The sequence below is a fragment of the Rossellomorea marisflavi genome, assembly GCF_009806575.1.
In the GTDB taxonomy this organism is placed as follows: Bacteria; Bacillota; Bacilli; order Bacillales; family Bacillaceae_B; genus Rossellomorea; species Rossellomorea marisflavi_A.
In genome coordinates, this window is the sequence record NZ_CP047095.1 from 443,487 (window position 1) to 466,536 (window position 23,050).

18 protein-coding genes, 2 pseudogenes and 1 other annotated feature are annotated in these 23,050 nt (G+C 50.1%); of the genes and pseudogenes, 14 read left to right on the forward strand and 6 right to left on the reverse strand.

The features are described from left to right. Positions 1–133 precede the first annotated feature (133 nt). Together D5E69_RS02355 and D5E69_RS02360 are read left to right on the forward strand one after the other, a co-directional pair. Positions 134–1,593 (forward strand): annotated as a pseudogene (locus tag D5E69_RS02355) (alanine/glycine:cation symporter family protein). A gap of 140 nt (positions 1,594–1,733) precedes the next feature. Next, positions 1,734–2,902, forward strand: a pseudogene (locus D5E69_RS02360) (acyl-CoA dehydrogenase family protein). Between the two features lie 34 nt (positions 2,903–2,936). On the opposite strand, the gene D5E69_RS02365 reads toward D5E69_RS02360, so the two are convergent. Next, entirely contained in the window at positions 2,937–3,998 is a 1,062-nt protein-coding gene (locus tag D5E69_RS02365; RefSeq protein ID WP_048005761.1) for an aromatic acid exporter family protein, read from the reverse strand. 140 nt (positions 3,999–4,138) lie between these two features. Then, positions 4,139–4,465 carry a cyclic-phosphate processing receiver domain-containing protein gene (locus D5E69_RS02370; protein ID WP_048005760.1) on the reverse strand — a complete coding sequence of 109 codons (327 nt, stop codon included), beginning with the start codon at positions 4,463–4,465 and terminating at the stop codon, positions 4,139–4,141. A 241-nt stretch (positions 4,466–4,706) separates the two neighbouring features. On the opposite strand from D5E69_RS02370, the gene D5E69_RS02375 reads away from it, so the two are divergent. Continuing rightward, entirely contained in the window at positions 4,707–5,996 is a 1,290-nt protein-coding gene (locus tag D5E69_RS02375; protein ID WP_048012175.1) for an ATP-binding protein, read from the forward strand. 26 nt (positions 5,997–6,022) lie between these two features. On the opposite strand, the gene D5E69_RS02380 is transcribed toward D5E69_RS02375, so the two are convergent. After that, on the reverse strand, positions 6,023–6,655 hold the full coding sequence (locus D5E69_RS02380; protein ID WP_331457947.1) for a YczE/YyaS/YitT family protein: 633 nt from the start codon (positions 6,653–6,655) through the stop codon (positions 6,023–6,025). On the opposite strand from D5E69_RS02380, the gene D5E69_RS02385 reads away from it, so the two are divergent. Next, positions 6,638–8,953, forward strand: a complete 2,316-nt coding sequence (locus D5E69_RS02385) for a helicase C-terminal domain-containing protein (RefSeq protein WP_249931547.1) — start codon at positions 6,638–6,640, stop codon at positions 8,951–8,953. The genes D5E69_RS02380 and D5E69_RS02385 overlap by 18 nt on opposite strands. Before the next feature lie 49 nt (positions 8,954–9,002). Here D5E69_RS02385 and D5E69_RS02390 read toward each other — a convergent pair whose 3' ends face one another. Further along, on the reverse strand, positions 9,003–9,440 hold the full coding sequence (locus D5E69_RS02390; RefSeq protein ID WP_048005757.1) for a ferritin-like domain-containing protein: 438 nt from the start codon (positions 9,438–9,440) through the stop codon (positions 9,003–9,005). Positions 9,441–10,429: 989 nt separating this feature from the next. Here D5E69_RS02390 and D5E69_RS02395 point away from each other — a divergent pair. Together D5E69_RS02395 and D5E69_RS23780 are read left to right on the forward strand one after the other, a co-directional pair. Beyond that, complete coding sequence (locus D5E69_RS02395) at positions 10,430–10,675, forward strand: YkuS family protein (RefSeq protein ID WP_048005756.1); 246 nt, start codon at positions 10,430–10,432, stop codon at positions 10,673–10,675. Between the two features lie 102 nt (positions 10,676–10,777). After that, on the forward strand, positions 10,778–11,878 hold the full coding sequence (locus tag D5E69_RS23780) for a kinase (protein ID WP_159129143.1): 1,101 nt from the start codon (positions 10,778–10,780) through the stop codon (positions 11,876–11,878). Between the two features lie 36 nt (positions 11,879–11,914). Here the strand turns inward: D5E69_RS23780 and D5E69_RS02405 are convergent, their stop codons facing one another. After that, positions 11,915–12,877, reverse strand: coding sequence for a S8 family peptidase (locus D5E69_RS02405; protein WP_048005755.1), 963 nt, complete (start codon positions 12,875–12,877; stop codon positions 11,915–11,917). 268 nt (positions 12,878–13,145) lie between these two features. On the opposite strand from D5E69_RS02405, the gene D5E69_RS02410 reads away from it, so the two are divergent. Further along, complete coding sequence (locus tag D5E69_RS02410; protein WP_048005754.1) at positions 13,146–13,640, forward strand: superoxide dismutase family protein; 495 nt, start codon at positions 13,146–13,148, stop codon at positions 13,638–13,640. 47 nt (positions 13,641–13,687) lie between these two features. Here D5E69_RS02410 and D5E69_RS02415 read toward each other — a convergent pair whose 3' ends face one another. Beyond that, positions 13,688–15,031, reverse strand: coding sequence for a sodium-dependent transporter (locus D5E69_RS02415; protein WP_159129144.1), 1,344 nt, complete (start codon positions 15,029–15,031; stop codon positions 13,688–13,690). Between the two features lie 64 nt (positions 15,032–15,095). Further along, positions 15,096–15,302 (reverse strand) — a binding site (T-box leader). Positions 15,303–15,444: 142 nt separating this feature from the next. On the opposite strand from D5E69_RS02415, the gene D5E69_RS02420 reads away from it, so the two are divergent. From D5E69_RS02420 to rbsC, 7 genes are all read left to right on the forward strand, one after another. Continuing rightward, positions 15,445–16,554: an NAD(P)/FAD-dependent oxidoreductase gene (locus D5E69_RS02420; protein ID WP_048005752.1), complete on the forward strand. Its 1,110-nt coding sequence runs from the start codon at positions 15,445–15,447 to the stop codon at positions 16,552–16,554. A gap of 81 nt (positions 16,555–16,635) precedes the next feature. After that, positions 16,636–18,192 carry an ABC-F family ATP-binding cassette domain-containing protein gene (locus tag D5E69_RS02425; RefSeq protein ID WP_048005751.1) on the forward strand — a complete coding sequence of 519 codons (1,557 nt, stop codon included), beginning with the start codon at positions 16,636–16,638 and terminating at the stop codon, positions 18,190–18,192. A gap of 146 nt (positions 18,193–18,338) precedes the next feature. Then, complete coding sequence (locus D5E69_RS02430; protein WP_159129145.1) at positions 18,339–19,316, forward strand: LacI family DNA-binding transcriptional regulator; 978 nt, start codon at positions 18,339–18,341, stop codon at positions 19,314–19,316. Positions 19,317–19,321: 5 nt separating this feature from the next. Next, positions 19,322–20,212: a ribokinase gene (rbsK, locus tag D5E69_RS02435; RefSeq protein ID WP_048012383.1), complete on the forward strand. Its 891-nt coding sequence runs from the start codon at positions 19,322–19,324 to the stop codon at positions 20,210–20,212. Further along, the gene (gene rbsD / locus D5E69_RS02440; protein WP_048005749.1) at positions 20,209–20,595 is read left to right on the forward strand and encodes a D-ribose pyranase; all 387 of its coding nucleotides are present in this window, start codon (positions 20,209–20,211) and stop codon (positions 20,593–20,595) included. The genes rbsK and rbsD overlap by 4 nt, the downstream gene beginning before the upstream one ends. Positions 20,596–20,609: 14 nt before the next feature. After that, positions 20,610–22,100: a sugar ABC transporter ATP-binding protein gene (locus D5E69_RS02445; protein ID WP_048012179.1), complete on the forward strand. Its 1,491-nt coding sequence runs from the start codon at positions 20,610–20,612 to the stop codon at positions 22,098–22,100. After that, positions 22,093–23,049, forward strand: coding sequence for a ribose ABC transporter permease RbsC (gene rbsC / locus D5E69_RS02450; protein WP_048005747.1), 957 nt, complete (start codon positions 22,093–22,095; stop codon positions 23,047–23,049). The genes D5E69_RS02445 and rbsC overlap by 8 nt, the downstream gene beginning before the upstream one ends. Position 23,050 lies beyond the last annotated feature (1 nt).

Here is a 23,050-nt window from a genome sequence, read left to right on the forward strand (position 1 = left end):
GAGGTATTGTTACACAAGGGTTTTCAGCAGTTCAGTATAAGGGTGGAAATAAAAAAAGATTGTCTATATTGTGTCAGATAAAATATAATTCATAATAGTTAGATAAATCAAAAAGATAACAGGGGGACAAAGAATGGCGGAATTTGTAGGAAGCATTGTCGACGTATTATGGTCACCGGTCATGATTTACTTTTGTTTAGGTGTGGGACTATTATTTTCGATCTTAACAAAATTCGTACAGGTCCGATTCTTGAAGGACATGGTCAAACTGATGTTTGAAGGAGGCAGCTCCAAGGAGGGGGTATCGTCCTTCCAGGCCCTTGCCCTGTCGCTCTCGGGACGTGTAGGTACCGGGAATATTGCCGGTACGGCGACGGCCATCGGATTCGGTGGACCGGGTGCTGTGTTCTGGATGTGGGCCATCGCGTTCATCGGGTCGGCCAGTGCCTTTATCGAATCCACCCTTGCGCAGATCTATAAAGAAAAGCGCGACGGTGAATACAGGGGAGGACCGGCTTACTATATCGAAAAGGGGATCGGCTGGAAATGGTACGCTGTCCTGTTCTCCATTGCCACGCTGATCGCCATGAGTATCCTGATGCCGGGGATTCAATCCAACTCCATCGCCTTAGGGCTTGAGAACGCATTCGGACTGAGTACGACCGTAACGGGTATCGGTCTTGTCGTGCTCCTTGGCGTAATCATTCTCGGAGGGGTGAAAAGGATCGCGGGGGTGGCTTCCTATGTGGTGCCGTTCATGGCCATTGGATATATCCTCCTTTCCCTTGTGATTGTCGGGGTGAATTTTCAAGCGATTCCAGATGTCTTCTCTTTGATCTTCAGCAGTGCCTTCGGTGCGAACTCCATTTTTGGAGGGATCCTTGGTTCAGCCATTTCATGGGGGTAAAACGCGGTATCTACTCCAATGAAGCCGGTCAGGGTACTGGACCCCATGCTGCGGCTGCGGCTGAAGTGTCCCACCCTGCCAAACAGGGCCTCGTGCAAGCAGCATCGGTTTATATCGATACGCTTCTCGTTTGTACAGCGACAGCCTTCATGATCCTGTTTACGGGATCTTATAATACGGTTGCGCCTGATGAGTCCACGATCGTCTCCAACCTTGAAGGGGTGGAAGCGGGACCAGCTTACACGCAAGCTGCCATTGAAACGGTCATTCCTGGATTCGGTGCCGGATTCGTAGCGATTGCATTGTTCTTCTTCGCTTTCACGACTATCATGGCATACTATTACATGGCTGAGACCAATATCGCCTACTTGATGAAAGGAAGAAGCGCCAAAGTAGGGATGATGGTCCTCAAAGTCGTCATTCTTGCTGCAACCTTCTATGGAGCCGTAAAAGAAGCAGCCCTTGCATGGGCGTTGGGGGATATCGGACTCGGGATCATGGTGTGGCTGAATCTGATTGCCATCCTGATCCTTGCCAAGCCTGCGTTGAATGCCCTCAAGGATTATGAACAGCAGAAGAAGCAGGGACTCGATCCAGTGTATAACTCCAAGAAGATGGGCGTTAAAAATGCCGAGTTCTGGGAAGGTGACTACAAGTACGATAAGAATAAAGAGAACGCATCTTGATGCAGAAGCATAAAACCCGTGACGGGTTTTATGCTTTTTTTATAGGATATAAAGTATCCTTACTGGAATACTAGGCAATATCTTTTGAGGAAAAGGCTCTTTTTGATTATGATGAGTAGAGAGCATATTTTTCAGGAGGTGTGGGGCAATTGGATTTATATGAATCGTACATTCAGAACGACAGACAGCGGGAACTGCTTGCCCTGGCAGGCGAACTTGCCGATGCATTCGCGGAGAGGGCGGAAGAGCATGATCGGGAAGGTTCCTTCCCTTTTGAGAACTTCAACGACTTGAAGAAGAAAGGCTACGGGAAACTCACGGTGCCGAAAGAATATGGGGGAGAAGGAATCAGCCTGTATGAAATGGTGATGCTTCAAGAACGCCTGGCGACGGGAGACGCTGCCACTGCACTATCGATCGGGTGGCATCTTGGTGGCCTAATGGAGCTGAGCGAGAGCAGGCTGTGGGATGAAGCGCAGTTCCAGGCGCTATGCGAAGCGGTCGTCACAGAGCATGCCCTCGTCAACAGGGCGGCCTCCGAACCTGCTACGGGAAGTCCGACGAGGGGGGGCTTCCAGAGACAAAGGCGACCGAAACGGATAATGGGTTTGAACTAACAGGAAGGAAAAGCTTCACCTCCATGGCGAAGGTATTGGATTATTCATTGGTGCTGGCAAGGATCGGTGATACCGGGAAAAAGGGATTCTTCCTGGTTGATCATGCACTGGATGGCGTGAGTATCGAAGACACCTGGGATGTCATAGCCATGAAGGGGACCGGGAGCGAGGATCTGGTTCTCGATCACGTCAGCCTCCCCCCATCGGCAATGGTGGAAGGAGATGAGAGGGGAGGAGACATCCCCAAGGCGTGGCTTCTTCATATCCCAGCCTGCTATCTCGGTGTGGCTGTGGCTGCGAGGAACTATGCCATTGAGTTCGCACGGAATTATTCACCGAATAGCCTGCCGGGACCGATCAAAGAGGTACCGGAAGTGCAGAGGAAAATCGGCGAGATGGAGCTTGAACTGTTCCAGGCAAGACAGATCCTCTATTCCGTTGCGGATAAATGGGTGAAGGAACCGGATAAACGGAAAGGGATGGGTCCGGAGCTTTCAGCTGTCAAACATATCGTAACCAATGGGGCCGCGCGCATCGTGGATATCGCCATGCGCATCGTAGGGGCCAGGAGCCTGTATCGTTCGAACCCGATGCAGCGGTATTACAGGGATGTCAGAGCGGGGCTGCACAATCCGCCAATGGATGACATGGTCATCTCCCTGCTGTCAAAGCGTGCTCTTGATGGAAAGTAGCGAAAAAAGCCAAGGATCCTGATCCTTGGCTTTTTTACGTCTGCAGTTTTTTCTCCAGTACGGAGGAATGGTGGATTTCCAGGGTCTGAATCCCCTTTAGCTCTTCAAGCAGGTCATGGATCGATAACAATTCATACAAGAGGACGGATTCACATGAAAAATGTTTCACTTGTTTCCCTCTGAGAAATTCGTGATCATCCCAGAATTCTTCCAATAGATCCTTCATCAGGATGAAATGCTGCTCGGGAATCTCGAAAGCTGGATGGTGCAGGATCCCCTTCAGGGACTGGATGGCCGAGATGATCCGCTCTTTTTCATCGGGACTGTACGAATAGCGATTCATCGGGAGGTAGATCAAATTCCCGATATGATAAAGGATCTGCCTCAACAGATTGAGCTTCTTGTACTCGTAGTGGAAGAATCGAAGTTCTTTACGACTTGAACGGTGCAGCTTCCACTCTTCCTTTTGATATTTGCAAAGGGTATCCGTGGCTTCGACTTCCTGGAGGATATCGGCGAAAATGAGGCGCGTGTCCCGGTGAAGGGAATGCTGCTGGAGCAGCTCCGAACCCCTTCGCTCTAGGAGATTGCCGGTTTTGAAATATAAATTATGGATGCTTGCCGTGATCTTATCGGAATATTTAGGAGGCAGGACCCAAATGTTGACTACGGTCGAAACGATCAGTCCGATCGTCGTGGTTCCGAGCCTGATGAAAAAGGTGGCCACATAATGGTCGTGGATCGTCGGAATCATGGCGATCCCTGTCAAGGTGGCGACCAGGATACCGGGGGCAAGCTTCAGCTTATGACAGGTGATGATCGTGAGCAGCGCGACGAATGCGTAGGTGATGGGGCGATCGCCGAAAAAAGAAGAGAGGGCGACCGCATAAAGGGCCCCGATCGCCGACGCGGGAAATCGGATGAACGCCTTCTTGATTGAATTGGTGGCCGTCGGCTCAATGGTCACGATGGCCGTGATAACCGCAAATGTTGCGGGCCAGTTGAATAGTTCACAAATGAGTGCAGTCAAAAAAACGGCAATGCCTGTCTTTGCAACGCGGCCGCCGACTAATCGAAAATGTTTGAGAAATTGCATATAGGACCCTCTTTATGATGAAAGATTACGTACCTATCATTATAACGCTTTTCGCAGAATCTGTGTTTACTTTGAGTCCCGAAATAAAATTTTAGTAATGAAAAGGCCTGTCCGTTTTGGACAGGCCGTATATGAGAAACTCATCTGAGAGGCAAAGGCCTTAAAACAATCTTGATCGAATGAGGCATCTGGTCGTTGTCTTGTGCCGCTTTGAGATAGCGGAACATATTCTTTCCACCTACGGAATTAGCAGAGTGGATCGTGATGCGTTCTGCAAACAATTGATGCTCAACCATGGCATGAACCAGCATCAAACCATTTCGGGTCTTGCTCTCAAGATCGTGATCGAGGGAGAGATGACCGATGGAATGATCATACAGGAGCTGCAGGCACTCATCGATGTCTTTTGCAAGAATGTAACCTTGGGGACAGTGGCGATAATCGTCGAGAAACACATTTACTGTCATATACATTCTACTTTCGTCATTTGACTTATGATAAGCCTAACAGACATATACCTATACTTATATAGGTAATTAGGAGTGTATTACAAATATATTTGTGGTTGGAAAGTTAGGCTTTTAAGACTTCGAACTTAAAATTCTGTCATTTTTACCAAAATAGTTTGAAATGCAGAGAATAATAGAAGGAATATTCTCATTTCTTGTCGTATGAAGTAAAGACCATACTGCGTTGGGAGAGTTTCAAGTGATAATTGAAAAATTACTTTTTCATACGTTCATCATCCTTGCTCCGGTGCTGATCCAAACCTCCCTGCTCGAACATCATAAATGGAGTAAATCGCCCATCTTTACAGGTGTACTGAATGGTTTCGCCACTCTTGCTTGCCTTACATTCACGTATGAGTTCGCCGGCTTATACTGGGATTTCCGCTACGTCCCCCTTATCATTGCCATGGTTTACGGTGGAAGAAAAGCTGGTCTCATCGTTCTTGGTTTCATGCTCATGGGGCGGACGATCATGGGCGGGGATATCCTTTTGCATGGCCTTGCCAGTGCGCTGCTGGCCTCAGTGGTGCCCTATTACTTTTCTAAAGGGTTTTGGAAGCTGTCTCCTGTCAAACGGGTGCTTGCCGCTCAGTTAATCGGTCTCTGGCCGATTGCTGTCATTTTTCTCATGCTCTTTGTCTTCCATCTTCCATCGCAATTTTTGAGTGAACTCCACTCCATTACATTCATCCTCCAGTTCGGCTTTGTTCAGATCATTGGAATCGGGATCGCCGCCCGCTTGAATGAATGGATGGTCGAGAAGAAAGTGATGAGGGAAGAAATCATCAAATCGGAGAAATTGAATACGCTGGGCGAATTGGCTGCCAGCATCGCCCATGAAGTACGAAATCCCCTGACGGTCGTAAAGGGATTCCTTCAGCTCATGAAACGTCAGTCGAAGGGGGAAGAGGATGAATATCTGGCCATCATCTTAAGTGAGCTTGGCAGGGCTGAGGAAATCATCAATGACTATTTGAATTTTGCAAAGCCGCAATTCGAGAAGGTGGAGCAGGTTCATATAAAGGAGATCCTATCGGAGGTGTCAATCCTGTTGAACGCTTATGCCGTGAAGGAAAATGTGTTCTTGGAGAGTCATCTGGATGATGACGGGATCCTCCTCACCGATCGAAATAAAATGAAGCAGGCACTCATCAACTTCGTAAAAAATGCGATTGAAGCGACTCCGCCGAAAGGGTATGTGTCGATCGGTCTCCGGGTGTCAGATGAACATGCCGTCATTACCGTGAAGGATACAGGAAAAGGAATGTCGAAAGAAGAGATTGCGAGGATCGGTACGATGTTCTATACCACAAAGAACCAGGGAACAGGACTAGGGACGTCGGTATCCCTTAAAATCATCGAAACAATCGGTGGTCATGTAAGTTATTCGAGTGAAGTGAAGAAAGGGACGACCGTCGAGATCACCCTTCCCCTCCGGAATGAAAAATTGAAAAAGGAACATGTCCTATCCCATCACTTAGATGCTTAAGATCTAAGTGTTTTTTCATTCCGGTGTCACGTTAATTTACCGTACATACGTTCTATGATAGGATAAAAGAAATGAATGACGGAACCTAACGTACAGGCGACGATAAGGGTGCCGATCCCGATGGAGCCGCCAGCCGCGATGGCCAGGGTGATGGCGATGGCCTCGTTCAGGAGACGGGCGTGGTTTAGGTTCAACCCAAAGCGGTGATGAAGGGCCATCATGAGTGTATCCATCGGACTCGAAGGCAGCCCGGCCTGAAGATAGATGGAAATCCCAAGTCCGATCAGCGTTGTACCGATGACGACAAAGAGGATCTGTGACGTCAGATCAGATGGCACCAAGACGGTCACGGTCACCCTCAGCCAGAAATCAACGAGCTGGCCGATGAGGAAGATTGACAAGGCGGCGAGCCATCTCGGTCGCTCTTTCAATAGAAACGCATTGACGCCGATCAGGATGCATCCGTTCAAAAAGATGCATGTCCCGATTGTAAGATGGAACAACCGTGATTCACCAACCGCAAGGGCATCCCACGGACCTGCCCCCATATTGGCATGGATCACAAATGAAACGCCGAGTGATAAGCACAATAAACCGATACTATAAAAAAGGAATCGAATCATGTCTACCTCCGTTAACCGATGCTTGTCTCTATACATATGCCGGCAGGGGACATATTAGAAGAAGAAAGCGAGGTGGATGCCATGGATGCCGATATCACATTATCCGTCAGGGAGCTCGTCGAATTTGTCCTGAAGGAAGGGAGTATCGACTCACGATTTCAGCCAAGGTCTTCCATGCTCACAGGGACAAGGCTCCATCAAAAACTTCAGCGGCGCTATGAAGACCCCGATGAAAAAGAGGTCCACCTCAAAGGGGAGAAAGTCGTGGATGGGATCTTCTACCAGGTGGAGGGGAGATGCGATGGAATCATACACCGTGAGGGAAAGATCCTGGTGGAAGAAATCAAATCAACTGCGAGGAGCCTCGATGAATTGGAGGAAGGGAAGCGGGTCCACTGGGCCCAGGCGGAGTGTTATGCCTGCCTCCTGACGGAAGAGCGGGACTGGGATGCCATACATGTGAGGCTTACCTATATCCATACGGGGACCGAGGAAACAAAATCTTTCACACGGGAATATGATCGTGAGGAACTTCAGGGAATCATGATCGGCCTCTTGCAGCTCTATACACCGTTTGCGGAACTGAGATTGAGAAACAAAGAGAACCTGGAGGCGAGCCTTCCCCGTCTTACTTTTCCCTTCGAGACGTTCAGGAAGGGTCAGCGTCAACTTGTGGGAGCCGTCTATAAAACCGTCGCAGAAGGAAAGACTCTTTTTGCCAACGCCCCCACGGGGACAGGGAAGACGATTTCAACGTTATTCCCCGTCGTGAAAGAAGGCGGCAGGTGGTTTTACGCCACGGCCAAAACCATCTCGAGGACGGTCGCAGAAGACGCCGTCAAGCTGATGGAAGAAGGAGGCCTTTCCACCAAGGCATTGACCATCACGGCAAAAGACAAGATCTGCTTTAAAGATCAAACCATCTGCCAGCCCGAACATTGCGAATTCGCCTGTGGACACTATGATCGTGTGAACGGCGCCATCCTGGATATCCTTCAGAAAGAGACCCTCATGACCAGACCGGTGATCGAGGAGTACGCAAAAGCTCATCGCGTATGTCCGTTTGAGTTCTCCATCGATCTATCGTATCTCGTTGAAGGGGTCATCGGTGATTATAATTATCTATTCGATCCAAGAACGTCGTTAAAGCGATTCAGCGACTCTTCGAAAAAGCAAACAACACTCCTCATCGACGAAGCACATAATCTCGTGCCCCGTGGGAGGGACATGCACTCTGCTTCCCTGACGTCCACTGGCTTCACATCGCTGGCGGCACATGTAAAGGGAAATGGGGAACTGAGTGCTGCGATCCGTTCTCTCACGGGTGCCTTGGAGGGTGTAAGACCCGGAACATATGAAGAAGTCGATACCGGTGTCACTGATGGAGTTAGGGCATTTGTCGATGCTGCCGAAAAGGAACTTCCCCACGTGGAAGGAGAAAGCCCGCTTCTGGAGGCGTACTTTGAATCGACCCAATTCCTGCGCATCCTTCAGCTCTATTCAAAGGAACACCGGACATTGGTCACTCGGCATGGGGGCGGAATGACCGTCAAGCTCGTCTGCCTGGATCCGGCAGCTTTTTTGCACCAGGTGACGGCAGGGTATAAGTCGGCGGTCTTCTTTTCGGCGACCTTGCACCCATTTTCGTATTACTTCCACCAGCTTGGAGGAGAAGCGGAAGATTATCGATTTGTCATCCCGACCCCCTTCGATCATAGCCAGTGGCAAGTGGAAATCCAGCCCCTTTCCATCCGGTTAAGGGACCGTGATCGCCATTTTCCCCATCTTATGGAGTCGATCGTCAACCTCTTTAAGCGGGTAAATGGAAATGGCCTGGTGTTCTTTCCTTCCTACGCCTTCATGAGGAAAGCCTTTGATGCCTTGGAAGGGTATGGGTTACCTGCGAAGTTGATCATGCAGGAGCCGATGATGTCAGAAAGAGAAAGAGAAGAGTTCCTGGCTGAGTTCAAAGCTGGACGCAAGGAGCCGGTATTGGGTCTTGCCGTCCTGGGAGGCATTTTTTCGGAAGGCATCGATCTGAAGGGTGAACGCCTGAAGCAGGTAGTGGTTGTAGGAGTCGGCCTCCCACAGCCAGATGAAGAAAGGGAGTTGATGAAATCCTACTTCAACTCACTGGGAGTGAATGGATTTGCCTATGCCTACACATACCCCGGATTGAACAAAGTCTTCCAGTCAGGTGGACGGTTGATCCGGACTGAAGAAGACCGCGGGGTCCTCAGGCTCATTGATGATCGCTATCTGACACGGGAATATCAGGAGCTACTGCTCGAGGAATGGCGACACTTCACCGTGGTGGGAGGTTCATGGACGTAATGGGCATAAAAAAAGACCGCTACGGGAGCGGTCTTTTTTGACATTACAATCAGTTGAAAGAAGGGTCTTTAAGAAGACGATCGAATTCTTCCAAGTGGTGCGTTTCATCGGCAATCATATCATCCAGCTTGATTCCGAGTTCTACAAGGCCAAGCTCTTCAGCCTGCTCTTTGCGTTTCTTGTAGCGTTCGATCGTATCTGCTTCTGCTTTGCGTCCTTCAAGGAGCATTTCCTTCACATCGTCCGTTTGTTTCACCTTTGCAGGAGTTGTTGTCGGGCTGCCTCCAAGGGTCTTGATTTTTTCTGCAAGGTAAAGAGCATGTCCTTGCTCATCTGGGATTTCTTCTTCGAAGAAAGGTTTCAATACCTGTCTATATAAGCCGCTTACTACTGCTGCGTAGTTCGTGTAGAGGATAACTGCGGCATATTCATTTGCTAAATCTTCGTTCAGTCCATCAATTAGTTCGTCTAGTTTTGCTTGATCCATTTGTAATTACCACCCTTTGTGTATGTTGTATGGTTATAATGTACCCGTTTCGCATGGAGATAAACCCCTTTTTTGCTGTGTGGGGATGGGGGCGGGGCTTGTCTGAGTTGCTTATCCGTTTCATCTCTTTTGGTAAGGGGTCGTTCCGTTCCGCTGCGGGTGGCCGCTTTCCGGCGGGGAGGGAGTTGAGCCGCTTCGGCTGCGCCTGCAGGGCCTCACCCTGCCCGCTATTCCCATAGGAGTCGTGAGGCCTTTGCTGCACTGCACTCTGAGTGGAGGAGAGGGGATGTGCGGTTTCGAAACATGCTATCGGCATCCTGTTTTTGCAATTCGTTTTGGGTGGTAACGAGATTGTTCTGTCCTTGCATTTGGTGGTGCGTTGGAAGAGGAGTTTGCTAATTTGAAACAGGGCATCCCATTCTTGTTTTTTAGAATGACTTTCTAACTTATTAACAAACGATCACCTCACCAAGTCCAATACCACAAAGTGGATTGGAGCGTAAGGGATTTGACTCCTGCGGAAAAGGGGGATGATCGAGACCCCGCAGGCACGAGGAGGCTCGACATGCTCCCCGCGGAAAGCAAATCCCTGCAGCGCAAAGGAACGGACTACCTTTCCACCACAGCCTTCACTAAGAACTACGAGGCCATTAATTCTAATTGCACTTGGGTGATTTAAATCCGAAGGCAACGGCAGACCCGACATGCTCCCCGCGGAAAGCAAATCCCTGCAACGCAAAGGAACGGACTAGTTTTCCATTTCACCCTTCACTTAGGACGATATTGTCTTCAACTATCATCATAACCAAGATGATTATTATTATTTCCCCACAGAAATCAAATCTCTAGAAGCGGAAAGGAACGTCCCATTCCTTCTTGAGCATTCACAGTTACACTAACAAAGACAAATATAGAAGAACTGCCACCTCCATGAATATCTTTTACCCAGGTTGAAAATCCTAACGATAAGAAACAGGAGGTGTTAAGCCATGACAAAACGTGTAGGTGTTGAACAATCCCTTTCAAATGTAGTGCAAGCTTTGCGTGAAAAAGGGTATGACGTCGTTGAACTCAAGAACGAACAAGATGTGAACGGCTGTGATTGCTGTGTCACGACAGGCTTGGATACAAACGTAATGGGAATGCAAAATACAACATTCAAAGGATCTGTCATTGAAGCGGACGGTCTGACGGCCGATCAAGTATGTGAACAGGTCGACAGCAGAATGATGTAAGAGGAAGGGAGGCCACAGCCTTCCTTTTTTTATTGAATCAAAAGTCTGCCTTCCCCCGATATGGTAAAATGAATGATATTCCATATTGAGGGAGGGTTCAGCATGTGGCAGGCTCTATTCATAGATCGTGACGGTACACTGGGCGGCAGCAATGAAATTGAATACCCGGGAGTGTTTGAGGTGTATCCCCGGAGTACAATCGCTTTAAAGAGGATAAAAGAAAAAGGAATCCCCATCCTATCCTTCACCAATCAGCCTGGGATCTCTGCAAGACCCGGGCTGATGGAAGAATTCGAACGGGAGTTGAACGGGTTCGGGTTTGATGGTGTGTACATCTGTCCCCATGAAGAAGGGGAGGGCTGCGGATGTCGGAAGCCTGAGATCGGCATGCTGAAGCAAGCAGCAGCGGATCGGGGGCTTGATCTCACCAAATGTGCCGTGATCGGGGACAGGTGGAAGGATATGCTCGCCGGCAAAAAGGCAGGGTGTAAGACGGTGCTTGTCAGGACGGGAGCGGGTGAGAGTGAATGGCAGAAAAACAGAATGAACCTTGAAGGCACCGTGGACTACGTGGCTGACGACCTTCAGGAAGCGACCCGCTGGCTGTTGGATTCCCCTCAACGTGTGCTGGAAGAGATCTTGGACGGGGCAAACGCAGAAGCACGTTTCGTCCTCGGGATAGACGGGTTGAGCCGGTCGGGTAAGTCGACCATGGTGTCAGAGATAGAGGAATGGCTGAAGGGTAAGGGGGTCACCCATCAGATCGTTCATATCGATGACCACATTGTCGAGCGGGAAGCGCGGTATGACACCGGTCATGAGGAGTGGTTTGAATATTATAGTCTGCAGTGGGACCGGAAACGGTTGAGGGAAGGGTTCTTTATGAAACTGAAAGAGGGCTGCGTGGATGTGAGGTTGCCTTTTTACGATGGGGAGCTGGATACCGTGACGGAAAGGCAGGTGCAGCTTTCGGATAAGGGGCTCATCATTGTAGAGGGGGTGTTCCTTCAGAGGGAGGAATGGAGGGAAGCCTTCGATGGCATCCTATTCCTTGATTGTCCGAGAGAGCGACGGTTGCTCCGTGAATCGGAGGAGACGCAGCTGAAGCTTGAAAAGTTCAGGAATCGGTATTGGAAGGCAGAAGAGTATTACCTCGATACGGTTCAGCCGATGAAACGTGCAGACTGGGTCATCCCTACATAATGAAAACGGCCGGGAGACCCCCCGGCCGTTTCTTTTTTATCCTATATGGGCAAGAGGCTGGGACCGGAGATGTTCCCTTAATAGATCCGGAGCTGTGAGATAGAGCAATCCGTTTCCTTCGAGGGATTTCGGGTATCCGAGAGGGATGGTCCGTTTCACGAGCTGTGCATAGATTTCCGGTTCGCTCAGTTCCCGTTTGAATGCTGCTTCCTCAAACTCTTTAATCAAGGCCAGCGCTCCTGCTACATGAGGAGCCGACATGGACGTCCCGCTGAGCTTGGCGTATTTATCCCCTGGGATCGTCGAGAGGATCTGCTCTCCAGGGGCTACAAGGTCGATTTCATTATTGGAATTGGTGAAGTAGGATGATTTTCTCTGGAGGTCGATGGCTCCTACGGCGATGACTTCCTTATAGCTTGCCGGGTAGGAGAATTCATCTGTATCGCTGTTCCCGTCGCCTTCATTCCCGGCTGCAGAAACCACCAGGATACCAGCTGCCACGGCTTTTTTGATTGCGTCATGAAGCGGTTTATAATCAGTTGGGCCGCCAAGGGACATGGAGATGATATCGACTCCCTGTTCCGTTGCATACTCGATTCCCTTCACGATCCAATCGTATTGTCCTCTCCCGGAACTTCCGGCGAGTACTTTGATGATCATGAGGTCTGCAAGCGGGGCGACTCCGATCACTCCATCTCCATCCTCATTGGCGGCGATGGTTCCGGAGACATGGGTGCCATGTCCACTGTAGTCTGTCACATTATCGTCTGCCCCTGCATCGTCATCGGTGAAGTTCTTGACGCCCTTCACCCGTCCGGCAAGGTCAGGATGATGGATGTCACAGCCTGTATCGAGTACGGCGATGGTCGTGCCCTTTCCTTTGCATCCTTCTTTCCATAGTATGGGGGACTGAATCATTTCAATGCCTTTCGGAACCTCATTTACATCTCCAATCATTTCGTTCATGAAATACGGAATCAGCTTCATTTCGGTTGCCATGGTCATCCCTCCAAAATATTATTCTCGTGATGTCTATTAGTCTGAAGTTTCTGAAAATATACCATTTTTCTGGACAATTGTACAGGGTATATGGTAATAGGTGGAATTTACCTACTTATGATTCAATGGGGAAAGGTCCTTTTTAAACAAACGTTTGATCAAGACGGTCCCTTCCTTGCGCCTCAAGGAATCTACGTTTAAACGATCGTATGTCATGCAAAAGGACTGGAAGGCATAGATTGATGAAGATGAGAAGGAGGGAAAAAAGATGAATGGAATGGATACGGGGAACATTGCGTACGCAGTGATCAAGGGAGGTCCGCTTGCACCGGATCTCAATGGGAACGTCTTTTTTCACGAAGTGAAGGGAGGAGTGGAAGTCATGGTAGAGGTGAGGGGGCTTCCACCTTATAAAGAAGGGAAGAATGGAGAGAAACCAATCGGTCCCCATGGTTTCCACCTTCATGAGAAGGGGATATGCGAAATTGGAGACCCTGCTGACCCTTTTACATCTGCGGGCGGTCATTGGAATCCAGGAGCCCAGCCGCATGGCAATCACGCAGGGGATTTTCCCGTCCTGTTTTCAAATGAGGGGTATGCCCGGATGTCTTTCTTCACCAATAAATTCAGTGTGAAGGATGTGGTGGGAAAGGGCGTGATCATCCACCAGAGTCCAGATGATTTCCGGTCACAGCCTTCAGGTGATGCGGGTAAACGCCTAGCCTGCGGAGTCATCGTTCCCTATACCAAATCGCCAATATAATAGAAAAAATCGTACAGAACACGCGCTGTACGATTTTTTTCTTCTATTTAATAAAAGCCGAGCATATTGAGCATGATCACAATGATGAAAAGTGGTGCAACGAAGCGGATCAGGAAGAACCAAACTTCGAAAATACCTTTCTTCAAGCTGCTCCCGCTTTTCAGCTCTTCATAGAGAGCCGTCTTCTTCATCTTCAGAGGGACAAAGATGGATATCAGCAGGCACCCGAGCGGTAATAATACGTTGCTTACGGCAAAATCGGCAAGATCAAAGATGATCTTATCGAATAGAGTAATGTCGCTGAGTACCCCATAAGAGAGAGCGGATGGGATTCCGAAAATGAAGATGGCAATCCCGATGATCCATGCCCACTTTGTCCTCTTTGTTGGATCATTCTTCGCGATGACCGATACGATGATTTCAAGCATGGAGAATGCTGAAGTCAAGGCTGCGAACAGGAAGAGGATCAGGAACGCAATGAAGAACAGCATTCCGAATGGCAGCTGGTTGAAGATCGTCGGCAGCACGTTGAACAGGAGAACAGGTCCTGCGTTAGGCTCGAGTCCGAATGCGAAGACCGCCGGAAAGATGGCAAGGCCAGCAAGGAGCACGATGAAGATATTCATGATGACGATGGACACAGCCGAACGCGGCAGGCTCTGGTTTTTCGGAAGATAGGAGCTATACGTCAGCATGACCGATACCCCGACGCTCAGGGTGAAGAACGATTGTCCCATGGCTTCCAGGATCGTGCGCGGGGTGACCTTGGAGAAATCCGGCAGAAGAAGGAATCGGACACCTTCTCCCGCTCCGTCAAGGGTCACAGCACGAAGGACCAGCACAATGAAAAGGACGAACAGGGCAGGCATCATGATCTTGCTGGCACGCTCGATTCCCTGCTGAACGCCTTTGGCTACGACGACGATGGTCATCAGGATGAAGATGAGCTGTACGATGACACTCACCCACGGATCAGCAATGGTGGATCCGAATACCTCACCGTACTGATCCGAGGTCAATCCGTTCAGTTGTCCGGTGATGGCCTTGAACAGATAGATGACGATCCATCCGCCTACGACACTGTAGAAGGATAGCAGGATGAAGGATGCGACCATCCCGAGGACTCCGATCCAGTGCCACTGGGTTCCCGGGGCAATCTTTTTATACGAATCGATCGCATTGCTTTGGGCGGTCCTTCCGATGGAGAATTCCGCCAGCAACAGGGGGAGGCCAAGGAATAAAGTGAAAAGGATGAAGATCAGGAAGAATGCGCCGCCTCCGTTCTGCCCTGCAATATACGGGAATTTCCAGATTGCGCCTAAACCGATGGCCGATCCTGCAGCAGCAAGGATGAAGCCGAGTTTGGATGACCATTGTTCACGTTGACTCATGGGTTGATCTCCTTTCTGTTTATGGTTGTCGCCCGAAGACAATAAAAAAATCGCCCCTACATATCGTAGGGACGATTGGATATCGCGGTACCACCCTAGTTATGGGACAAGCCCATCACTCTTCGGAAATAACGGCATACACCGTCTTTTGATCTCGTCAAAAGAAGCTCGGGAATCGAAATTCACTTACCGCATGTGTACCGATTTGCACCAACCATCGGCTCTCTTGAACAGGGAAGGGTTTGCTACTTGGTTCCTTCAAAGCTTTTCGTTATTTAGGTTATACAATTTTTATCATGGATTGAAGTACATTGTCAATGTCTTTTCTGAAATTGACCGTGATGTGCTCAGATTGAGTTCAGGGACAATCTCAAGTAAGATAAGAGAAAAACGAATGGAAAGTGTGTTTATACATGAAATCGACGATCGTCATCGGTGCCGGGATCCTCGGGGCCTCGACCGCTTATCATCTCGCAAGGAAAGGGGCGGATGTCCTGGTCGTGGACAGGGGGGACACGGGGCAGGCAACCGCGGCTGCAGCAGGTATCGTCTGTCCCTGGTTGTCTCAGCGCCGCAACAAAATATGGTACAAGCTTGCTAAGGGAGGAGCGGCCTACTATCCGGAACTCATCAAGATGCTGGAGGAGGATGGCGAGCATGACACGGGGTATGCACGTGTAGGGGCTCTCAGTCTCCATACGGATGAGAAGAAACTGGATGGAATGATGGAGAGGGCCTTGAAAAGGCGGGAGGACGCTCCGGAAATCGGAGAACTGACAAAATTGACGGCAGAAGAAACCCGGGCCCTTTTCCCGCTTCTATCCGATGAATACAGAGCCGTCCATGTATCAGGGGCGGCTCGGGTGGACGGACGTGCTATCTGCAAAGCACTCTTGGCAGCTGCGGAGAAACGCGGTGCGATCCTCAGGCAAGGGAATGCCCGGCTCCTGAAAGAGGGAAGGGGGATCATGCTCGATAACGAAAAGATTGAAGCAGATCGTGTGATTGTCACGGCCGGCGTGTGGGCGAAGGAATTGTTTGCTCCACTCGGAATCGACATGGATGTCACATCGCAGAAAGCCCAAATCATCCATCTCAATGAAACGGGAGCTGATACGGATGAGTGGCCCGTCGTCATGCCGCCCAATGATCAATACCTGCTTGCTTTTCCTGAAGGAAGGATCGTCGCAGGGGCCACCCACGAAAATGATGCCGTCAACGGACGGGTCACCGCAGGAGGTATGCTTGAGATCCTTTCAAAAGCGATGGCCATCGCACCTGGTCTACATGAGAGTGAAGTGGTTGAAACACGAGTCGGCTATCGCCCATTTACCCCAGGGTTCCTGCCTGTGTTCGGATACATGCCAGGCCTCGACGGGATCCTCTTTGCCAACGGCCTCGGGGCGTCGGGTCTGACGGCTGGCCCGTTCCTTGGATCTCAGCTCGCGAAGCTGGCACTTGGAGAAGAGACCGATCTGGATCCTGCAGACTATGATATAAACGGAGCGGTCCGTAACCCGTAATTCCCACTATTTTTTACAAGTCATCCCCTTTATAATAGAGGGAGTGAACTGAGAATTTATAGAAAAAGGTGTTAAATCGATATGAGTCTATTAACAGTCAAAAACCTGACCCACGGCTTCGGTGACCGTGCGATCTTCAATGATGTGTCCTTCCGTCTGTTGAAAGGGGAACACATTGGCCTGATCGGGGCGAACGGGGAAGGTAAATCGACATTCATGAATATCATTACAGGCAAGCTTGAACCAGACGAAGGAAAGGTGGAATGGGCGAAACGGATCCGGATCGGATACTTGGATCAGCATGCCCAATTGAAGCAGGGGATGACAATCCGCGACGTCCTGAAGACGGCCTTCCAATATCTCTTCGATATGGAAACCGAGATGAATGAGCTTTTCGGCAAGATGGGGGACGCATCCCCTGAAGAGTTGGAGGACCTTCTTGAAGAGACAGGTACCCTGCAAGAAGCACTGACGAATAATGATTTTTACGTCATCGATGCCAAGGTGGAAGAAATCGGACGTGGACTGGGGCTTGATGATATCGGCCTTGATAAAGATGTCCACGACCTGAGCGGCGGACAGCGGACGAAGGTCCTTCTTGCCAAACTCCTTCTTGAAAAGCCCGATATCCTGCTTCTCGATGAGCCGACCAACTATCTGGATGAGCAGCACATCGAGTGGCTGAAGCGATATCTTCAAGAGTATGAGAATGCCTTTATCCTTATCTCCCATGATATCCCGTTCCTCAACAGCGTCATCAACCTGATCTACCATATGGAAAATCAGGAGCTGAACCGCTACGCAGGAGACTATCATGAATTCAAGAAAGTCCACGAAATGAAGCGTCAGCAGCTCGAGTCTGCCTATAAGAAACAGCAGCAGGAGATCTCGAATCTCAAAGACTTCGTGGCCCGTAACAAAGCGAGGGTTTCGACCCGGAATATGGCCATGTCCCGTCAGAAAAAGCTCGATAAGATGGAAGTCATCGAGCTTGCATCCGAAAAGCCGAAGCCTGAATTCAACTTCAAGCTTGCGAGGACGGCCGGCCGTGTCATCTTCGAAACGAAGGATCTTGTCATCGGATATGATGAGCCATTATCAAGACCCCTTAACCTGAAAATGGAACGGGGTCAGAAGATCGCCCTCTCAGGAGCCAACGGAATCGGAAAAACGACCCTCCTCAGAAGCATACTGGGCGAGATCAAGCCGATCTCCGGCAGCGTAGAGCTTGGTGAGTATCTTCATATCGGATACTTCGAGCAGGAGATCAAAACCGAAAACCGCAATACCTGCATTGAAGAGGTGTGGAATGAATTCCCTTCCCTCAATCAGGCGGAAGTGCGTGCCGCCCTGGCCAAATGCGGACTTACGACGAAGCATATCGAGAGCAAGGTGGAAGTGCTGAGCGGTGGGGAAAAAGCGAAGGTGCGCCTGTGCAAACTCATGAACAACGAATCCAATGTCCTTGTGTTCGATGAACCAACGAATCACTTGGATGTGGAAGCGAAGGAAGAGTTGAAGCGCGCTTTGAAGGAATACAAGGGAAGCGTCCTCCTCATCAGTCATGAACCTGATTTCTATCAGGATGTGGCTACCGAAGTTTGGAACTGTGAATCATGGACAACGAAACTATTCTAATAGGCTAGGCTTGAATATAAGGACGCGGGCGCTGTGCCCGTGTCTTTTTTATCACGAGAGACGATCAGGAAATTTATTCTATTGCTTTTCCTGGAACGTCTATGATATTTTATATGTAACCGGTTACACGAAAGAAGTGAAAGCACATGGTCACAATCAGAGATGTAGCAAAGAAAGCAGGGGTTTCCGTTGCCACGGTTTCCCGGGTGCTCAATGATAATGGATACGTCGGGGCCGATACACGAAAAAAAGTGATGAAGGCCATCGAAGAGCTGAACTACAGCCCGAATGAAGTGGCCCGCTCCTTATATAAGCGGGAATCGAGACTGATCGGTCTGCTTCTTCCCGATATCACGAATCCGTTCTTCCCGCAGCTGGCCCGTGGAGTAGAGGATGAACTGAGTGAATCCGGGTTCAGGCTCCTTCTGGGAAACAGTGATGAGCATGTGCAAAAAGAAATGGATTACATCCAGACGTTCATCCAGAACAATGTAGTTGGAATCATATCGGCGACCAACCACGTCGATTACCATATATACGATGAAGTGAAAGCACCGCTGGTCCTCCTGGATCGCACCACAGACCACCACCCGGCCGTCTATGCCGATGGACGGGAAGGAGGGAAGCTTGCGGCAAGGACCCTGATCGAAAAGGGTTCCCGCAAGATCACCATCCTGAAAGGTCCTGCCCATATCAAACCGGCGCGTGACCGGTTCCAAGGCGCCATTGAAGAACTGAGTCAGGAGGAAGTCGACTTCTCGGTTCTCTCCACCACCTCTTATTCCTTCGAAGAAGCCTTGGTGTGGGCAAAGGAATTGTTCGAGCAGTTCCCTGATACCGACGGAGTGATTGCAAGCAATGACATCGTGGGGATTGCCGCGATTCACGAGGCACTGAAGAGGGGGAAACGCATCCCTGAAGACGTGCAGATCATCGGGTATGATGACATCCCACAGAGCAGGCTGTCCTATCCGACGCTGACGACGATCCGACAGCCTGCCTATGAAATGGGAAGGGAAGCGGCAAGGCTGCTCATTACCATGATACGAAAAGAACCCATCACTCAATCCACCATCCAGATGCCGGTGGAACTCATAGAAAGAAACACGACAAGAAAGGGATGACCATGATGAAACCACCAAAAATCGCCGTGATCGGCAGCTCCTCCATGGACCTGGTTGTAACGGCCGACAGACGCCCGGGAGCAGGGGAAACCATCCTCGGAGAAGCATTCAGTACCGTACCAGGAGGAAAAGGCGCAAACCAGGCAGTAGCAGCTGCGAGACTCGGGGCCGACGTTCATATGATCGGCAGGGTCGGAGATGACGCATATGGCCAGGAGATTGTGGCGAACCTGAAGGCAAACGGCGTCATGACAGACTATGTGGAACCGGTTACAGATGTGAGCAGCGGGACGGCTCACATCGTATTGGCCGAAGGAGACAATAGCATCATCGTCGTCAAAGGAGCCAACGATCATGTAACCCCATCATACGTAAAAAAAGCTCTTCCCCTTTTAAAAGAGTGCGATTTGGTCATGATCCAGCAGGAAGTTCCGGAAGAAACGGTAATCGAGACGGCGGGGCTGTGCAGGGCGATCGGAGTGCCACTGCTGCTGAACCCGGCGCCGGCAAGGGAAATCCCCGCTACAGTGATTGAACAGGTGGCCTATCTGACACCGAATGAACATGAGGCAGGGCTTCTCTTCCCCGGTGCAAACCTATCGGAAGTCCTCAGAAAATATCCGAACAAGCTCTTCATTACAGAAGGCTCTGCAGGTGTGCGCTATTCTGACGGTGCAGAAGAGAAACTCGTACCCTCCTTCAAGGTGGAAGCAGTGGACACGACGGGAGCAGGAGATACGTTCAATGCTGCCCTTGGAGTGGCAGTGGCCGAAGGGAAACCCCTTGAAGAGTGCCTTCGTTTTGCCAATCGGGCAGCATCCATTTCCGTGACAGGCTTCGGTGCCCAAGGTGGAATGCCGACCCGGGAAGAAGTCGAGAGGGGGCTGGAAGAATGAAACGAAATGGAATCCTCAATAGTGAAATCGCCAAAGTACTGGCCGACCTGGGACATACCGATACAGTCGTCATTGCAGATGCAGGGCTCCCCATACCGCCTCATGTGAAGAAGATCGATCTGGCATTAAAAGGAGGGGTTCCATCTTTCCTTGATGTGGTGGATATTCTCCTGAATGAGATGGTGGTGGAGCGAATGACAGCAGCCGGCGAACTGGAACAGAATCCCCATGTTCATCAGGGACTGCAACAGCGCTTTGAACAGATCGAATACATTTCTCATGAAGAGCTGAAGCATCAGCTCCAATCAGCAAGGACCGTCATACGGACAGGTGAAATCACCCCGTATGCCAACTGCATCCTGCATGCCGGTGTAACGTTTTAAAAGGAGGGAATCTCATGGAAATCCGCATGGATCACATTCATAAAGCCTTCGGTCAAAATAAGGTCCTTGAAGGTGTGGACATCCATATCCGTGGAGGAGAAATCCACGCATTGATGGGTGAGAACGGAGCAGGGAAGTCCACCCTCATGAACATTTTGACGGGTCTTCACAAAAAAGATCAGGGTACCATCACCATCGACGGTGTGGAAAGAACCTTTGATAACCCAAAAGAGGCAGAAGAGTTCGGCATAGCCTTCATCCACCAGGAGTTGAACATCTGGCCTGAGATGACGGTGCTGGAAAACCTCTTCATCAACAAAGAGCCGATCACGTCATTCGGGCTCATTCAGACCAATAAAATGAAAGCGGTTGCCAAAAGGCAGTTCGACCGCCTGGCCATCTCCATCCCGCTTCATAAGGAAGCAGGGAAGTGCTCGGTCGGGGAGCAGCAGATGATTGAGATTGCCAAGGCCCTGATGACCGATGCGAAAGTGATCATCATGGATGAGCCGACTGCAGCCCTAACCGACAGGGAAATCGAGAAGCTATTTGATGTGATCCGCTCCTTGAAAAAGTCGGGCGTCTCGATTGTTTATATTTCTCATCGGATGGAAGAAATCTTCACCATCTGCGACACCATCACCGTCATGCGTGATGGACGGACGGTAGACACGACACCGATTCCTGAAACGAACTTCAACGACGTGGTGAGGAAGATGGTCGGGAGGGAATTGACCGATCGCTTCCCAGAGAGAACCAGCAACCCCGGGGAAATCATCCTTGAAGTCAAAGGGCTGACGCGAAAAGGTGTGTTCGAAAATGTGAGTTTCCAAGTAAGAGAGGGGGAAATCGTCGGGGTATCGGGACTGATGGGAGCAGGTCGCACTGAGATCATGCGCACCATATTCGGTCTTGATGGCAGATATGAAGGGGACATCCTGGTGGCCGGTAAGAACGTTACCGTCAAAAACCCGAATCAAGCGGTGGAACTCGGACTTGGTTTCATCACGGAGGATCGGAAAGAAGAAGGGCTCATCCTCGATTTCTCCATCAAAGACAACATCGTCCTCCCGAGTCTCTTCAGTTTTACCAAGAACGGTTTGATCAAGGACAAGCAGGAGGAAGAATTTGTCGAACTCCTAATCAAGCGCCTGACAATCAAAACAGAATCGGCCATGACCTCCGCGAAGAATCTCTCCGGTGGAAATCAGCAGAAGGTCGTCATTGCCAAGTGGATCGGGATCGGTCCGAAAGTCCTCATCCTCGACGAACCGACACGGGGAGTCGATGTGGGAGCGAAGCGGGAAATCTACCAGCTGATGAATGAACTGACGGACCGCGGAGTCGCCATCATCATGGTCTCATCCGAACTTCCCGAAGTACTGGGAATGAGTGACCGGGTGATCGTTATCCATGAGGGCAAGGTTTCGGGTGAATTACCAGGCAAAGAAGCAACGCAGGAAAAAATTATGACGCTGGCAACAGGAGGTCAGATCAATGAATAACGCACTCAATCGAACCAATCACGTAGGAAGTTTCATGCAGAAACTCGGACCATTCTTGGGACTGCTCGTCCTGATCGTGACCGTTTCCATCATCAATCCCAGTTTCCTCGAACCATTGAACTTATTGAATCTTTTACGTCAAGTAGCCATCAACGCCTTGATCGCATATGGCATGACCTTCGTCATCCTGACGGGAGGAATCGACCTCTCCGTCGGGTCCATACTCGCACTCTCAAGCGCCCTGATGGCAGGGATGATGGTGTCGGGTCTCGATCCGATCCTGGCCGTCCTCATCGGATGTATCCTTGGGGCCATCATGGGAGCAGTCAACGGTCTCCTCATCACGAAAGGGAAAATGGCACCGTTCATCGCCACCCTGGCAACGATGACCATGTTCCGCGGATTGACCCTGGTGTACACCGACGGGAATCCGATCACGGGTCTTGGAGACAACTATGCCTTCCAACTATTCGGAAGAGGCTATTTCCTTGGGATCCCGGTACCGGCCATCACCATGTTGCTTGCTTTCGCCATCCTCTGGGTGATCCTTCATAAAACGCCGTTCGGACGTAAAACATATGCCATCGGAGGCAATGAAAAAGCAGCGCTCATTTCAGGTATCAAAGTATCAAGAATGAAAATCATGATCTATTCACTCGCAGGCTTGCTTGCCGCACTTGCAGGCGCCATCCTCACGTCACGATTGAACTCCGCCCAGCCGACAGCAGGTACATCTTATGAGCTCGACGCCATTGCGGCCGTCGTACTTGGTGGAACATCCCTTTCCGGTGGACGCGGCTTGATTGTCGGAACACTGATCGGTGCCCTGATCATCGGGACTCTGAACAACGGATTAAACTTACTCGGCGTATCGTCCTTCTTCCAAATGGTCGTGAAGGGGATCGTCATCATCATCGCCGTATTAATCGATCGAAAGAAAGCAGCATAGG